15 protein-coding genes and 3 tRNA genes are annotated in these 15,330 nt (G+C 69.9%); 5 read left to right on the top strand and 13 right to left on the bottom strand.

Features of this window, described 5'->3' with window-relative positions:
* Positions 1-20: 20 nt before the first annotated feature.
* Complete coding sequence (locus Vlu01_RS14705; protein ID WP_203999141.1) at positions 21-1,379, bottom strand: ABC transporter substrate-binding protein; 1,359 nt, start codon at positions 1,377-1,379, stop codon at positions 21-23.
* A gap of 154 nt (positions 1,380-1,533) precedes the next feature.
* Between Vlu01_RS14705 and Vlu01_RS14710 the strand changes: the two genes are divergently transcribed.
* Positions 1,534-1,923 carry a hypothetical protein gene (locus tag Vlu01_RS14710; protein WP_203999144.1) on the top strand — a complete coding sequence of 130 codons (390 nt, stop codon included), beginning with the start codon at positions 1,534-1,536 and terminating at the stop codon, positions 1,921-1,923.
* 37 nt (positions 1,924-1,960) lie between these two features.
* On the opposite strand, the gene Vlu01_RS14715 is transcribed toward Vlu01_RS14710, so the two are convergent.
* Positions 1,961-2,473, bottom strand: coding sequence for an SRPBCC family protein (locus Vlu01_RS14715; protein ID WP_203999147.1), 513 nt, complete (start codon positions 2,471-2,473; stop codon positions 1,961-1,963).
* A gap of 196 nt (positions 2,474-2,669) precedes the next feature.
* Between Vlu01_RS14715 and Vlu01_RS14720 the strand changes: the two genes are divergently transcribed.
* Entirely contained in the window at positions 2,670-3,503 is an 834-nt protein-coding gene (locus Vlu01_RS14720) for a hypothetical protein (RefSeq protein ID WP_203999148.1), read from the top strand.
* Between the two features lie 243 nt (positions 3,504-3,746).
* On the opposite strand, the gene Vlu01_RS14725 is transcribed toward Vlu01_RS14720, so the two are convergent.
* From Vlu01_RS14725 to Vlu01_RS14775, 11 genes are all read right to left on the bottom strand, one after another.
* Positions 3,747-4,073, bottom strand: coding sequence for a tyrosine-type recombinase/integrase (locus Vlu01_RS14725; protein ID WP_239095894.1), 327 nt, complete (start codon positions 4,071-4,073; stop codon positions 3,747-3,749).
* 229 nt (positions 4,074-4,302) lie between these two features.
* Positions 4,303-4,800 carry a Pycsar system effector family protein gene (locus Vlu01_RS14730; protein ID WP_239095905.1) on the bottom strand — a complete coding sequence of 166 codons (498 nt, stop codon included), beginning with the start codon at positions 4,798-4,800 and terminating at the stop codon, positions 4,303-4,305.
* On the bottom strand, positions 4,797-5,519 hold the full coding sequence (locus Vlu01_RS14735; RefSeq protein ID WP_203999154.1) for an adenylate/guanylate cyclase domain-containing protein: 723 nt from the start codon (positions 5,517-5,519) through the stop codon (positions 4,797-4,799). Before Vlu01_RS14735 ends, Vlu01_RS14730 begins: the two co-directional genes overlap by 4 nt.
* Before the next feature lie 180 nt (positions 5,520-5,699).
* A tRNA-Phe gene (locus Vlu01_RS14740) sits at positions 5,700-5,773 on the bottom strand.
* A gap of 102 nt (positions 5,774-5,875) precedes the next feature.
* Positions 5,876-5,949: transfer RNA gene (locus Vlu01_RS14745), tRNA-Asp, on the bottom strand.
* Between the two features lie 33 nt (positions 5,950-5,982).
* A tRNA-Glu gene (locus Vlu01_RS14750) sits at positions 5,983-6,055 on the bottom strand.
* 154 nt (positions 6,056-6,209) lie between these two features.
* Positions 6,210-6,998 (bottom strand): polysaccharide deacetylase family protein, encoded by a 789-nt coding sequence (locus Vlu01_RS14755; RefSeq protein ID WP_203999156.1) that lies wholly within the window; start codon positions 6,996-6,998, stop codon positions 6,210-6,212.
* Positions 6,999-7,139: 141 nt separating this feature from the next.
* Positions 7,140-8,081, bottom strand: coding sequence for a MerR family transcriptional regulator (locus Vlu01_RS14760; RefSeq protein WP_203999160.1), 942 nt, complete (start codon positions 8,079-8,081; stop codon positions 7,140-7,142).
* Positions 8,071-8,661: an isopentenyl-diphosphate Delta-isomerase gene (gene idi, locus Vlu01_RS14765; protein WP_203999163.1), complete on the bottom strand. Its 591-nt coding sequence runs from the start codon at positions 8,659-8,661 to the stop codon at positions 8,071-8,073. The genes Vlu01_RS14760 and idi overlap by 11 nt, the downstream gene beginning before the upstream one ends.
* A gap of 55 nt (positions 8,662-8,716) precedes the next feature.
* Positions 8,717-10,198, bottom strand: a complete 1,482-nt coding sequence (gene crtI / locus Vlu01_RS14770; RefSeq protein ID WP_203999166.1) for a phytoene desaturase family protein — start codon at positions 10,196-10,198, stop codon at positions 8,717-8,719.
* Between the two features lie 30 nt (positions 10,199-10,228).
* Positions 10,229-11,383, bottom strand: a complete 1,155-nt coding sequence (locus tag Vlu01_RS14775) for a polyprenyl synthetase family protein (RefSeq protein WP_203999169.1) — start codon at positions 11,381-11,383, stop codon at positions 10,229-10,231.
* A 63-nt stretch (positions 11,384-11,446) separates the two neighbouring features.
* On the opposite strand from Vlu01_RS14775, the gene Vlu01_RS14780 reads away from it, so the two are divergent.
* The 3 genes from Vlu01_RS14780 (at position 11,447) to Vlu01_RS14790 (ending at position 15,217) form a co-directional block, all read left to right on the top strand.
* Positions 11,447-12,358, top strand: a complete 912-nt coding sequence (locus Vlu01_RS14780; protein WP_203999171.1) for a phytoene/squalene synthase family protein — start codon at positions 11,447-11,449, stop codon at positions 12,356-12,358.
* A 91-nt stretch (positions 12,359-12,449) separates the two neighbouring features.
* The gene (locus Vlu01_RS14785; protein WP_203999450.1) at positions 12,450-13,922 is read left to right on the top strand and encodes a dihydrolipoyl dehydrogenase family protein; all 1,473 of its coding nucleotides are present in this window, start codon (positions 12,450-12,452) and stop codon (positions 13,920-13,922) included.
* Between the two features lie 233 nt (positions 13,923-14,155).
* Positions 14,156-15,217 (top strand): CapA family protein, encoded by a 1,062-nt coding sequence (locus Vlu01_RS14790; RefSeq protein ID WP_239095895.1) that lies wholly within the window; start codon positions 14,156-14,158, stop codon positions 15,215-15,217.
* The last annotated feature ends 113 nt before the right edge of the window (positions 15,218-15,330 follow it).

Genomic DNA, 15,330 nt, shown 5'->3' on the forward strand with positions numbered 1-15,330 from the left:
GGCCGTCTGCGTCGGGTGGCTCAGGAGGTCAGAGCGGCCAACGGTACGTCTGCGTCGGCGAGCGCCCGGATCACCGCGGCGGACTCGCTGAAGCCGATGATCAGCACCGCGTCGGCGGCGAACTCCTTGATCTGTTTGGCGCCCTCGGCAAAGTTGATCGGCGTGGCCTCGGCGTCCTCCACGGGCTCGTAGCCGAGCAGCTTGACCTTGTCGCCGCCGAATCCGGCCCGCTCCAGCTCGGCCCGGACGACCTCCTGGAGCCCTTCGCCGTAGGAGTCCTGACGCGCCACGATTGCGATCTTCTGCGGGCCGTCCCGGAGAATCACATCGGCCAGCGCCCGCCCCTGCAGACTGTCCGGCGGCGCGGTGCGGAAGTAGAGGCCTTTGTCGTCGGCATCGGTCAGGCTGGCCGCCGTGTTCGAGGGGGAGAACAGGATCAGACCGGCCTCCACCACGTCCGGCAGCACGGCCGCGGAGATGCCCGAGCCACCGGCACCGATGATCACGTGTACGCCGTCCTCGACGTGGCTCGCCACGGTCGCCTTGGCCACGGTCGGGTTGGTGCCGTCGTCGCCGTCGATCCACACCACGTCCTCGCCGAGCACCCCGCCGGCCGCGTTGATCTCCTTGAGCGCCAGCGCCGCACCGGCCGCCATCGGCGGGTGGGCCAGTGCCAGGTCACCGGTCTTGGGCAGCAGACCGCCCAGGACCAGCGGTGCACCGCTCTGCGAGTCGGAGAAGTCGCCGTCCTGCCGCTTGGCCTTCGGCGGGGCCTTCTTGCTGGCCGTCGACTCGTCACCGGCACCGACGAACTCCGTCTTGGCGTCGTTGAGCTGCTGACCGTCGAAGTGCAGGGTGGCGTAACTGGCGGTGGCCGGCTCGCCTGCGTCCGTGAAGCCGGCCCGGGTGATCGAGACGCTGCGGTACTCGATGTCGGTGCCCTGGCGGGCCAGTCGCAGACACTGGCTCACCGTGGTGCAACTGGTGCCGTTGTTCGTGACGCCCACGATCTGCTTGGCGATCGCCGCGGAATCGGTCGACCCGGCGAGTTGCGCTGCGAGTGCGCTGATCACCACCGCGTCGTACGTCTCGGCGGAGTAGAGGTAGTCGGCCAGCGTGGGATCCACGGACCGTAGCCGGTTCTTGAAGTTCTCCGGCAGTGGCGTCAGCGGGGTGGTGCCCTTCATCCCGTCGACCAGACCGGCACGATCCTTCAACTCTTCAGGGTACGAGTTGTTCATGTTGCCGTCCGTGCCGTAGAGGCGCACCTGTTGGGCGGCCGCCTCCTCGGGCTGGTCATCCCCGCAGGCGCTGGTGGCAAGCAGGACCGTGGCGCAGACAGCCAGGATGGCCGTCCGCGAGCCGCGTGACATGTGCATGGTCGTCCTTCCTCGGGCGAAGGTCCGCTGCGCAGACTAGCGTGCCGTGACGGGCGGCGGGACCGTGGAGGCAGGTCTATCCGCAGGTCGCCTCCCTCATGAGCGGAGAGTAACCGCAGCGGCTTCCTTGACCGGCACCCGTACTGTGCGTTCCGTGACCGACTCGCCACAGCAGATGTTCGAGGATGCCGCTGCCATCCTCAGCTCGGCCCTCGACGGAGACCCCGACGCGGTGACCGGGACCTTTGACGAGGTGGTCGACCGGGCCGGCCTGGCCGGCGCGTACGACGTGGCGTGGTGCCTGGCCGCGACGATGGTCGGCGATCCGGTGCCGCCCGGGGCCTGCGCGCTCGACTTCCCCGACATCGACCAGGCCGGGTACGACGCTCGGTGGGTGGCCCGTTTCGTCAGCGCGTACGCCAACGACGACCTCGACACCGCCCGCGCGCTGTTCGGCGCGGCGGCCGACGACGGACTGTTGCCTGAGTGTCTGCTCACACTGGCCGGCTCGACCGTGGCGACGCTGCGGCATCGGGCCACCTGACCGCTCATGTCGCTCGTCGCGGCGGGCGGCACAGCGTTCATGCCGGCGAATGGATCAGTGTCGCCGCGTAGCGGGAGAGCAGTTCGTGCCAGCCGGCTGTCAGGGCACGCCGGTAGCCCTCGGCGGCCGTGCCGTGCCGGTCGAAGTGCCGGTGCGCCACCTCGATCTGGGTGCCGGACTCGGCCGGAGTGAAGAGCACCTCGACCTCGCTGGCTCGTGCCGGGTCGGGCACCGGTGCGCGATCCGCGCCGATCTGCCAGGTGAACACCAGCCGGCGGGGCGGATCCCAGGTCAGTACCCGGCCCCAGTCGTTGCGAAATCCGTAAGGCCCGATCTCGTAGAGCATCCCGCCGGGTCGGGGCTCCATTCCCAGCTCGACCAGGACGGCGGGCCCGGACCAGGTGTACTCCGTCACCCACCAGTCGGCGAGCCGGCCGGTGAAAACCTCGTACGCCCGCTCGGCGGAGGCGGGGACGAACAGGGTGCTGCGGAGTGCGAACCGCTCAAGATCCTGCTGGATGTCGGCAGGTTCGGCCATCCCCTGTCCCATGGGCCCGGACCATACCGGCTCATGCCCGGATGCGCAGCTTTCTCCGATGTTCGTCCCGCCTGATGACCGTCGCACTCGCGGATGTCGATCAATCATGCGCCGGTGTACCGGAGGACTGCCGGGATGGCTGCCCACAGAGCGGGTATGCGCGGCGGGACGTCGCCGGGCGGTCCGCGACGGTGAGGCGGGGCGGGACATGAGAGACAACGAAGAGCCCTCCGGGCTCGGTTCCGGGCGGTCAACCGGTCCAACCGGTGGCGCAGAGCCCGAGCCGGACGTGCTGCTCGACGTTCCGACGGTTTCGGTCAGGTCGATTCAGCTTTCCGTGGACCAGTTGGACGCCGACCTGTCCCTGCGGGCCCGGCTCGCTGGTCTGCTCCAGCTCGACGCCGGCATCCGGGTACGCGTCGAGGGCGTCGAACTCGACATCGAGGGCGTGGAGGCACAGGCGTTGCTGAAGGTGCGCCTGGAGAAGCTGGTGACGATCCTCGACCGCGCGCTGACCACCATCGACCGGAACCCGCAGGTCATCGATGCGCTTGCCCGCACCGCGAGCGCGGCCCTTGAGGACGTGGACCGGGCGGCGGCACAGGCCGGGCAGGTGGCCACCGCGGCCGCACCGGCCGCCTCCCGGCTCGCCAGCCCGGCGAGCCGACCGCCCGAGCGACCCGCTGCCAGGACCGTCGGTGGGCGGGACGAGGTCGCCGGCCCGGAGAGCCCGGAGAGCCCGGAGAGTCGGATGGCGTCAGACGCGGGGCCGGTCGGTGGGGCCACGGATGATCTGGGCCAGCAGGTGGGCCCCGTCGGCGGGGTCGCCGACCGGCCTCAGCGCCACGGCCCCGCCGGGAAAGCTGAGCGCGAGGGTCCCGCCGGGAAAGGGGCTGAGCCGCCCGATCAGGGCCCGCCCGAGCATGCCGAGACGTCCGGTCCGCGACAGTTGGCCGAGCAGGCGGGGGAAACCCTGCTACAGGCCGGGCGCAGCGTGTGGGAAGCGATCCAGAGCGGCGTGACGGAGCGCCGGCAACACTAGCGGGGTTGATCATGAGGTTGTTGTCACCCCGCCCGGCGTGGCGCGACAATAACCTCATGATCAACCAGGCGTTTGATGCAAAGCAAAACGCCGACCGGCGTTTCCGCTGATCGGCGTTGCAATAGCCCGGCGAAAGGCTATGTGGCCAGGGGCGGGGTCGAACCGCCGACCTTCCGATTTTCAGGCACATGCATTTTCCCTGGTCAGGGCACCGCAGAGGGTCGGCGTGCGATGGCCGTGCGACTAGCTTCGCATCGTGATGTGCCGGGGCAGCCGCGCGACATCGCCATGCGCGGCGAGCTCGGACAGGGCTTTGGCGATCTCTCGGTCTCGGCCGTCGACGGCGTGCAGGTATCGGCGGGCCGCTGCCATGGACGAGTGCCCGAGTCGCTTCATCAGGTCGGCCAGGGTCGCTCCGGTCTGCGCGGCGAGGGTCTGACCGGTGTGCCGCAGGTCGTGGAAGGTCAGATCATCAAGGCGGCCCGCAAGCGGGCCGCGCCGGCCCGGCCCCGGCCTGCTGGCGACCTTCGGCCGGCATCGGCCGGGCCGGCCGGCCTCCTGACTGGGCAAATTCAGGAGCATGCCTCCGGCGGGGGCACTCCGGCTCCAGGATGGGGGAGTCATCCCATCCGCCATCGACCCAGGCGGAGCCGAGCAGACCTGCCCCCAGGGGGACAAGGTCGTTCGTCCGGTTGGGCGCTCCACCTTGTCCCCTGGGGGCAGGCCCGCTCCCTGGTAGGTGGGTCGATGGCAGACGGGATGGCAGAAGGCGTTGCGGGCGGAGGTTGACGCAGCAGGATCAGGCAATGATGCCGGCAGTAGCCACGAGAAACGCGCCGAAGAGAGCGATCCCTAAAGACTCCTGTACCCGGCGATGCTTGGTGCAGGCAATCTTGCTCATGACAACCAACTGTCGGCTGAGCATGGGCAGGGGGTCAAGATCCCGCAGCGCCTTCTCCAAGGGCTCCGGTGACCAGTGCTGGAGGTGGCCGAAGTAAATGAAGTTAGAAGGCCACTCAGTCGGGACATTCTTGTTCCGGGTCCGTGGCATCACCACGAGCACGGAGAGGACCACCGAGACAGCCAGGAGGCCTGCCCCGGCCCAGAAGATCAGGAGTGGCCAAAAGCCAGTGAGGTTGCCGAACCTAGACCCTGAGTTAGACAGGCCAACCGCTCCTGCCAGCACAGCCGACTCGATCGTCAGAGCAAACGAAGCTTTGGCATCTACCTTGCCTGTCCAGTCAACGAGAGCGGCATGGATCTTCCAGGCGGTTTCGGTCGGATCAGTGGAGGTCATGGCTTCCACTGCCAGGACGAGCGGTATACGGTGACCGGCGCGCCGCCAGCGTCTTGGCTATAGGGGCCACTCCACATGATCTCCTGGTCCGGCTTCCCAGGGTTCTTGTACTTCACCTCGTCCTTCAGGCGGCGGAACACGTCCGAGGTGATGTACGAGGCGTAGGGCCAGGCCCTCACGTCACTCAGCTTGGCTGCCACGTTCGGGGGGCGGCCAATCGAGACTAGGTCGTTGTCCTCGTTCCGTACCCCGCCACGGACGATCAGCGCGGTGCCGGATGCCACGCCGACGCAGTGTTGGAGCTCGAAACCCTTGCTCTTGAGCGAGGTGAGCCGGGCTTCGAGAGCCGGCCGGACGATCTCTTTAACCACGTAGTTGATGTTCAGCGCGCACTGCGCAGCCTCACTGTTCTTCGACCCGCCCATGAAGATCGCCATTACACGATCCCCGTCGAAGCTGCGGATCTGACCACCGCGAAACTTGATGACGCGGCACGTCGCGTCCAAGTAGGCGCGGATGACCTTTGCCGCTGTCTTGGGGGCGAAGTCCCTTGCAAGCCCAGATGAGTTGGCCATGTCGGCGTAGAGGTAGACCGCGTCCACCTCTACGGCCCCGTTCTTAAGAGTGATCGTGTCTGTGGTTGGCACCACAGTGCCGGTGCGTACGTTCCAGTCAGCGTTGACAACCGCCCCCACAGCGGCGGTGATGTCGTCTGCCACGCCCATGCTGTCCTCAGCTCATGAAGTTGTGTGCGATCCGTGTGCGATAGGGGACGGCGTACGACGGATCACGAGGGGTAGTAGCGGCCAATCAGGCAAGATCAATAATCCATACGACAGCAGAGCGCCGACCGGCGTTTTCCGCTGGTCGGCGCTCTTGTAGCCCGGCGAAAGGCTATGTGGCCAGGGGCGGGGTCGAACCGCCGACCTTCCGATTTTCAGTCGGACGCTCGTACCAACTGAGCTACCTGGCCGTGGTGCTCGGCTCATGCTACCAACCTGCGGGGTCTCCGCTGGGACGGGTCACATGCCCCGATACGCAGAACGCCGCGCGAGGTGCGCGGCGTCAGCGCTTGCGGTCCTGACGGGACTTGAACCCGCGACCTCCGCCTTGACAGGGCGGCGAGCACTCCAACTGCTCCACAGGACCTTGCTGGTGTTGCCTCCGGCCTGAGCCGGACCGTGCCCCCAACGGGATTCGAACCCGTGCTACCGCCTTGAAAGGGCGGCGTCCTGGGCCGCTAGACGATGAGGGCGGCCCCGCCATCATTGCACATTCGCAACGTTGAGCGGTCTTGCTCCCATCCGGCCCCGCCGGAGGCTTCGAAAGCATACGTGATGGCGTACCGGTCGACCAAACCGGTATGGCGGTAGCCACAGCGCCGTGGAAAACACCAGCTCGGGAAGGTTCTAGGCAATCTTGCTGACGCCGTGGTCACGTTTGAGGACGGTGATCAACTTGCTGCAGGCCGCGAGCGTGGCCGAGCGGTTGCCGCCCCCGTCGTGCAGCAGGACGACGGCACCGGGGCGGGCCGAGCGCTTCACCCGCTTCTCGATGGTGGTCGCGGACGGCTTGGCCCAGTCCTTCGGGTCGATCGTCCAGTGCAGCGAGCGCATGTCGAGCTGTTTGGCGACCTTCACCACCTCGGCGGTCCACCGGCCACCGGGCTGCCGGTAGAACGGCACCTTCGCGTCGGGGACCGCCCGCCGGATCTCCCGGTTCGTACGCACCAGGTCGGCGCGGATCTCGGGGATCGGCCGCCGGGCCAGGTCGAGATCGTGGTTCCAGCTGTGGTTGCAGAGCTGGTGGCCCTCCCGGACGATCCGCCGGAGCAGCTCCGGATGCTTACGGACCTGCGTTCCCACCACACAGAAGGTGGCCTTCACCTTGGCCGCCTTCAACTGGTCCAGCACCTTCGGCGTCCAGGTCGGGCTCGGGCCGTCGTCGAAGGTGAGCGCCACCTTCTCCGAGCCGGTGGTGCGGACCAGGCCGGCCGGCAGCTTCGCCGGCAGCGGCCGTAGCCGTGGCTTCGGTGCCACGGTGCGGGTCGGCGACGGGGACGCCTCCGGTGGAAGGGCGGCCGAGGGCGGCGGGCTGGCCGGTGCTGAGGCCGCCGGAGGGCCGGTGTCGTCGCCGCAGCCGGCGACGAGAAGGGTGAGCAGGCCGGTCAGGCCGGCCAGCAGGGCGCGATGACGCATCGTTCGCTCCCGAGAGGGGGTTCGGGGTACGCGGACCCACCGACGCTAGTTCACCTGATTCGAGTCGATGGACGGTGGGTCAGTACGCGAACGCCCTGCGTACGTGCGTGGGCGGTGGCGACACCTCAGCCGAAGCGGCGGTCAGGAGGCTGCCGGACGATGCTGCGAGTCGTGCACGGCGACGGTGAGCGAAACCGCCTCGGTCAGGTCGGTGGGGCTGACCACCCCGGCCGGCAGGGTCCGGGCCTGCCAGCCCGGCCCGGCCGCGAGTACCAGCAGCGGTCGGCTCGGCGCGGTGAGCAGGGCGGTGAGCTGCGCCGGATCGGCGGTGGCCGGAGCATGCGACCAGAGCACCACGGCAGCCGGTCCGGTCCGGGCGACCGCGGCGAGCAGTGCGGTCACCGGCACTCGGGCACCGAGCATCCGGTAGCCGACGCCGGCCTCGGCCAACGCTGCGGCCAACGCCTCCAGCGGCAGGCTGTGCTGTTCCTCGTCGGCGCAGGAGAGCAGGACCCGCGGTGGCCCGGAAGCCGGGCCGGCGGACGCCACCGCACCCAACGCCGCCGAAACGCAGCGGGTCACCAGATGCTCGACCTCGATCAGCGCACCGGTGGCGGCGTGCCGCTCGCCGATACCGACGAGCAGCGGCCGCAGCAGCCGGTTCCAGGTGGTGACCACGCCGTCTGCGGCGATGGCGCGGGTGATCGCCTTGTTGATGGCGTCGGCGTCCAGCCGCATCGCGGCGCGGGCCAGCCCACGGACCGCCGGGCCGGCACGGCCGACCGGGATGGTCGTACCGCCGCCGTCCCGTGCCCGGCGCTTGCCGGGGGAGGTGCCGACAGAGGCGATGGTGTCGGGCGCCTGACGGGCCCAACGGGCCGCCTCGGCGGGGCTGACCCCTTCGGCGGTGAGTCGCCGCATCACCTCGAGCCGCGCCAGGTCGGCCGGCGTGTAGCGCCGGTGGTGGCCGGGAACATGGTGGCTGGGCCCGAGCCCGTACCGCTGGTGCCAGGTACGCAGCGTGGTCACCGCGACCCCCAAGCGTTGGGCGACGACGCCTGCGCTCAGCGCCTCATCGGCCACCCGGCCGCTCCGGCGCGTCGTCGGCCGGCTGCCCGGGCGGTTCCGAGGGCTGCAGCAGCCGATCCAGTACGCCACTCAGCCACGGCGCGTAGGAGTCGGGATCGCGCTGCAGCGCGGCGGCCAGTTCGTCCGGCTCGACCCAGCACAGCTCCGCCACCTCGGCCGGCTCCGGGCGTAGCGACGCGTCGGTGGGGAACTCGCCGCGCAGGACGTGGTCGTACTCGACCTCGATCCGCCCGGTGGCCGGATCCTCGGCACGGTAGACGTGGACGCCGATCTCGCGCAGCGGCACCGGGCCGGCGCCCAGTTCCTCCGACAGCCGCCGGTTGGCAGCCTCGGTCAGGGCCTCACCCGGCTGCGGATGGCCGCAGCAGGAGTTCGCCCAGCGCAACGGGAAGCGGGTCTTCGTCGCGGCGCGCCGCTGGAGCAGCACCCGCCCGTCGGGCGCCACGAGCAGGACGGAGAACGCCCGGTGCAGTTGACCGGGCGGCTGGTGGGCGACGGCCACCGTGGCCTCTCCGACCGGCCGGCCGCTGCCGTCGACCAGTTCGACGAGATGGCTCTCCCGGGACTGCGGCATCAGCGCCATCCTCCGTTCGTGACCGTCGACCTCGGCATCGTTCGCTCCTCGGGCTTCACTGCTGCCGCCCGGTGATCCGGGCGGCAGCAAGCTTGCCAGAGATGAGCACCATAGGTACGCCGACGCCAGGTTGGGTACCCGAGCCGACGAACACCACGTTGGGCAGCGAGCGGTGCAGGTTCGACGGCCGGAACGGGCCGGTCTGGAACAGGGTGTGCGCGGAAGCGAACGGCGTACCGGCGGCCATGCCCTGCTCGGCCCACTCCGCCGGGGTGATCGCTTGTAGCACCTCGACGCCCGCGCCGAAGCCGACGTAGCCGCGCTCCTCCAGCGTCGTGATCAATTGGTCGGTGTAGCGGGCGGTGAGGTCACCGCGCCAGTCGAACGGTGCCCTGTCGAGGTTCGGCACCGGAGCCAGCACGTAGTAGGTGTGCCGGCCGGTGGGTGCCACCGCCGGGTCCGTCCGGCTCGGGTTGGTGACCAGCAGGGACGGATCGGACATCAGGTTCCCCCGCCGGATGACCTCGTCGAAGGTGCCCTGCCAGGCCCGCCCGAAGTGGATGTTGTGGTGGGCGATGCGCCGGTAGCCCTGGGTCGAGCCGACGTGCAGCACCACACACGAGGGCGAGTAGGTGAGCCGGCGCTGCCGGGCCGGCGGCAGCAGGTCGCGGTAGGCCACCGGAAGGTCGGGATTGAGCACCACGACGTCGGCGGGGACGAATTCGCCGTCGGCGGTCACCACCCCGGTGGCCCGGCCGTTCGCGGTCTCCACGCGGCTGACCGTGGTGCCGTATCGGATTCGGACGCCGTGCTTCTCGGCGGCGCCGGCCAGCCCTCGGGAGACCGCGTGGATGCCGCCGCGCGGGAAGAAGACGCCGGCCACCGAGTCGAGGTACGCGATGACCGCGTAGATGGCCAGCGCGTCGTGCGGGGCGAGGCCGGCGTACATCGCCTGGAAGGAGAAGATCCGTCGGGTGCGTGGGTCCCGGAAGAACTGGTCGATCTTGGTTTGCAGTCGCCGAAAAGCGCCGGTGGCGACGAGTTTGAGCAGGTTGCCGGTGAGCAGGTCGGTCGGGGCGTCGAGATTCCGCTCGATGAAGTCGGCCCGTTCCAGTCGCCACAGGTTCTGGGCGAAGTCGACGAAACGCAGGTAGCCGTCGGCCTCCCGGGGCCCACAGACCCGGGAGATCTCCGCCGCCATCGCGGCCGTGTCGGTGAGCACATCCAGCGTGGAGCCGTCCGGGTAGTAGGCACGGTAGGCCGGATCGAGTGGCACCAGATCGAGCCAGTCGGTGAGCTCCTCACCAACCGCGGCCAGTGCTTCGGCGATGAGATCGGGCATGGTGAGCACCGTGGGGCCGGTGTCGAACTCGTAGCCGTCGACGCTGAGCCGGCCAGCCCGTCCGCCCGGCACCGCCTCACGTTCCAGCACGGTCACCTGACGTCCGCTGCCCGCCAGGTGCAGCGCGCAGGCCAGCCCGCCGAGGCCGGCGCCGACAACCACCACCTGATCAGTACGCCCGTCAACGGTCCGCACCGGCGACCACCTCTCTGTGCAGGAAGCCCATCATGCCCGCCGGTGGGTGGCGGCGGTCGCGAGGCCGACCAGCGCGGTACGCGCGGTCTCGTCGATGGCGACCGCGTCGAGCGCGGCCAACGCCTCCTCGACCCGTTCGTCGATCATCCGCTCGATCCGTCGCACGGCGCCGGTGTCGACCACCACCTCGGCCAGTCGGGCGATCTCCGGCTCGGCGGCGCGCCGGTCGGCGCCGTCGAGTGCCCGCAACTGCGCCGGGGTGGCCAGTTCCCGGGCCAGGACGAGCAGCGCCGTCGGTTTGCCGGTGCGCAGGTCGTCGCCGGCCGGCTTACCGGTGGTGGTCGGGTCGCCGAAGACACCGAGCAGGTCGTCGCAGAGCTGGAAAGCCTCGCCGACAGCCAGCCCGTAGCGGGTGTACGCGGCGGCCAGCGTGCTGTCTCCGTCGATGCCGGCCAGGCTGGCCCCGAAGAGCAGCGGTCGTTGCACGGTGTAGCTGGCGGTCTTGTACCGGGCCACCCGGAGCGCCCGGTCCACCGACCAGCTCTCCGGGTCGGTCTCGCCGAACACGTCGAGGTACTGCCCGGCGACCGTCTCCACCCGCATCCGGTCGTAGCCGTGCCGAACCTGGAACAGTCGGTCTGCCGGCAGGTCGGCGAGGGCCAGCAGCTGGTCGGCCCAGACCATGCAGAGATCGCCGATGAGTACGGCGACCGCCTCACCGAAGCGCCCCGAGTCACCGCTGCGGCCGGCCGCAGCGTGCTGAGTGGCCACCGCCACGTGCGCGGTCGGTCGGCCCCGTCGGGTGGCGGAGGCGTCCATCACGTCGTCGTGCACCAGCGCGAAGGTGTGCAGCAACTCCAGGGTGGCCAGTGCGGGCAGCACCGGGGTGACCGGAGTGTCGCCGCCGACCGCGCCGCGCCACCCCCAGTAGGCGAACGTGGGCCGGACCCGCTTCCCACCAGAGAGGACGCAGTCCCTGGCGGTGGCGGCGAAGCCGCCCATCGCCGGATCGATCGCGGTGAGCGCGTCGACCTCGGCGGTCAGGAACTCGGCCAGGGTGTGGTCGACGGCCGTGACGATGTCCCGCGTGTACGCGGCCAGCACGGCAGCGATCGGATCGATTCCACCGATCGGCTGCTCAGTCACCACCCGAAGGAGGTTACCCGTTGGTTCGTCGCTGGCCATGCCGCCGAGCGTACCTTAAGGTTCAAGTTGCGTCGATTGGTGCGTCGAATCAAAGGAGGGCCGGTGGACCTGGATCTCGCCGATGCCTATGCCAGATGCCGTGAACTGCACCGACGTCACGGCCGCACCTACTATCTCGCCACCCGGCTGTTGCCCGCATGGAAACGGCGGCATGTGCACGCTTTGTATGGATTCACTCGCTACGCCGACGAGATCGTCGATCAGACCGACGCCCTGCCACCGGCCGAGCGCGCGGCGCGGCTGGACGACTGGGGCGGCCGGTTCGTCGCCGGGCTGCACGGGGCGCGGGTGACCGATCCGCTGCTTCCGGCGGTGCTGCACACCATCGCCGTCTTCGATCTCGATCGGGAGGACTTCGCCTCGTTCCTCAAGAGCATGGCGATGGACCTGACCGTCGCCTCCTACCGCACCTACCAGCACCTGCTGGACTACATGGAGGGATCGGCCGCGGTCATCGGCACGATGATGCTGCCGATCCTGGGCAGCTCCGACCCGGCGGCTGCCCGCGAACCGGCCCGGCAGCTCGGTTTCGCGTTCCAGCTGACCAACTTCATCCGCGACGTCGGCGAGGACCTCATCCGGGGGCGGACGTACCTGCCCGACGAGGACCTGGCCGCCTTCGGAGTGACGCGGGAAGACCTGTGGGCCTGCCACGCCGCCGGGCGGGCCAGCGAACCGGTGCGTGAGCTGATCCGGTACGAGGTGGCGCGCGCCCAGGCGCACTATCTCGCCGCCGCGCCCGGCGTGGTCCTGCTCGACGGTGCCTCGCAGGCCTGCATCCGTACCGCCTACCTGCTCTACGGCGGGATCCTCGACGAGGTGGCCGCCCAGGACTACGACGTCTTCGCCCGCCGGGCCACGGTGCCGCAGCGGCGTCGGCTGGGGGTGGCCACCCGCGCCCTGCTGACCCCGGCCGGCACCCCGGTCGCCGTGCCCGGACCGCCGATGGGGTGAGTGGGCGTACCCGGTCGCGCTCTGCACCCGCGCGGCGGCCGAGACGCTCCGGCTGGCCGGCGGCGGGCCGGTGGGAGATGCTGGCCGCATGGTGCAGCCGGAACTGGTGGACGTGGTGGTGCTCGGGCTCGGGGTCGGCGGGGAGGAGGTCGCCGGGCGGCTCACGGAGGCCGGACTCGCTGTGGTCGGCGTCGAACGCGACCTGGTCGGTGGGGAATGCCCGTACTGGGGCTGCATCCCGAGCAAGATGATGATCCGAGCGGCGAACGCGCTCGCCGAGGCCCGCCGGGTCGACGGGCTCGGCGGCACCGTGCAGGTCACGCCGGACTGGGCGCCGGTGGCGCGGCGGATCCGGGCGGAAGCCACCGACAACTGGGACGACCAGGTGGCGGTGCAGCGGTTCATCGACAAGGGCGGGCGCTTCGTCCGTGGCAGCGGCCGGATCGATGGTCCAGGCCGGGTGCGGGTCGGTGACCAGATCTTCCAGGCACGCCACGGCATCGTGTTGGGCACCGGCACCCGTCCGTCCGTGCCGCCGGTCGACGGGCTGACCGAGACCCCGTACTGGACCAACCGTGCGGCCGTCGAGGTCGAGGAACTGCCGGCCTCGTTGCTGGTGCTGGGTGGTGGGGCGATCGGGCTGGAACTGGCCCAGGTGTTCGCCCGCTTCGGCGTACGGGTCACCGTGGTCGAGGCGCTCGACCGGGTACTGGCGGTCGAGGAGCCGGAGTCGTCCGAGGCGGCTGCGGCTGCCCTGCGGGCCGACGGGGTGGAGATCCACACCGGCGTCAAGGCCGCTCGGGTCGAGCACGACGCTGCGGGCTTCACCCTGCGCGGCACCGAGGGGGAGGAGTTCACCGCCGAGCGGCTCCTGGTGGTGACCGGCCGACGCGCCCACCTGGAGGAACTTGGGCTGGACACGGTCGGCGTCGACACGAGCGGGCGATACCTGCCGGTGGACGACCGGCTGCACGTCACCGACCGCATCTGGGCGGTCGGCGACGTCACCGGCGAGGGGGCCTTCACCCACATCGCCATGTACCAGGCGTCCATCGTGGTCGCCGACGTGCTCGACCAGCACCGACGCGCGGCGGGTGGCGCAGACCCGAGCGGTACCGCCAGCGTGGTCGGCGGCGCGGTCGGCGCGGCCAGTTCGCTCGCCGCCACCGGATCGAGCGGCTCGGCGGGTTCGGTGCCGCGCGCCGACTACCGGGCGCTGCCCCGGGTCACCTTCACCGATCCGGAGATCGGCGCGGTCGGCCTCACCGAGCAGCAGGCCCGAGAGCGTGGCATCAACGTGCAGGTCGGCTTCACCCGGCTGCCGTCGTCGACCCGAGGCTGGATCCACCGCACCGACGAGGTCGGCTTCATCAAGCTCGTCGCCGACGCCGACCAGGGAGTGCTGATCGGCGCCACCTCGGTCGGCCCGGCTGGCGGTGAGGTGCTCTCCGGTCTGGTGGTGGCCGTGCACGCGGCCGTCCCGCTGACCCAGCTCCGGCACATGATCTACGCGTACCCGACCTTCCACCGGGCGATCTCCGAGGCGCTGCGCGACCTCAGCTGATACCGCGTCCACGGCCGTCCGTCGGGGTCCGAACCCGATGGCGGTCGGGGGGCCGCAGCGACAGGCGGTCGACGCATTAGCCTGGCCCGGTGGTGAGTAATTCTCAGTCAGGCGGCGGCCCGCTTCGGGCAGTCCTGGCTTGTGTGACGGCACTCGCGGTCGCGTCCGGTGCGATCTACGTACTCGGGCCCTGGTCGTCTGTCTCGTCCGAACCCATCGGCACCCCTCGACCGATGGCCGCTCCGGTATCGGTGTCCGGACGCACGATCTCGGTGCTCGGATCCGGCGACATCCTCGTCCACCCTGAGCTGTGGGACCAGGCGCGCCGGGACGGAGCCGGCCGCCTCGACTTCGGGCCGATGCTCGAACCGGTGCGGCAGACGATCTCCGAGGCGGATCTGGCGCTGTGTCATCTGGAGACCCCGCTGTCGCCCCCCGGAGGCCCCTACATCGGGTTCCCGAGGTTCAGCGTGCCGCCGGACATCGTGCAGAGCATCAAGGCCGTCGGGTACGACGGCTGCTCGACCGCCTCGAACCACACCATCGATCAGGGGTACGACGGTGTCCAGCGCACCCTCGACACCTTGGACGAGGCTGGCCTGGGGCATACCGGTAGCTACCGCACCGAACGTGGTGCCGGTGCGGCCAAGATCTACGACGTCAAGGACGTGAAGGTCGCACACCTCAGCTACACGAAGAGCTACAACGGGCTGCGTCCGCCCGCCGGTAAAGGCTGGATCAGCAATCTCATCGACGTCCAGGCCATCCGACGGGCGGCCGCCCGCGCCCGGCAGGCCGGCGCGGAGATCGTCGTGGTGAGCATGCACTGGGGCACCGAGTACGAGCACGAGCCTGATGTAGATCAGCAGATGTGGGCTCGCGAGGTGGCCGCGATCGAGGATGTGGACCTGATCTTCGGCCATCACGCGCACGTCGTGCAGCCGGTCGAGCGGATCGGTGACACCTGGGTCGTCTACGGGATGGGCAACCACATCGCCCGGCACGCTCAACCCGTGAACGCGAACCGGGACGGTGTGATGGTCCGGGTGACGTTCAAAGCGACCGGTCAGGCACGCTCCTGGAAGGTGGCGGCTATCGAAGCGATTCCCACCTTCGTGGATCTGAATCCGGACATCCGGTTGGTGGACCTGGAGCGGAGACTGGCCGACCCGACACTCTCGCCGGGACGGCGCAGCATCTACGAAGCCGCAGTCGAGCGGATCGAGGGCAACCTCCTGACGAGGGCGGCCGACACCCGAGGACTGGTGGTCCGGGGCGTCGCGCCGTCGCCGTGAGTACCCTGCGCCCCACGGGTTGGAATGAACCTTGCTAGCATCTGCGCCGGTCGGGGGGCCACCCTGCTGACGAGCTGGACGGTTATCAGCCGGCCGCTCTCCGCGGAAGGTTG

This window comes from Micromonospora lutea (assembly GCF_016863535.1).
Lineage (GTDB): Bacteria > Actinomycetota > Actinomycetes > Mycobacteriales > Micromonosporaceae > Micromonospora > Micromonospora lutea.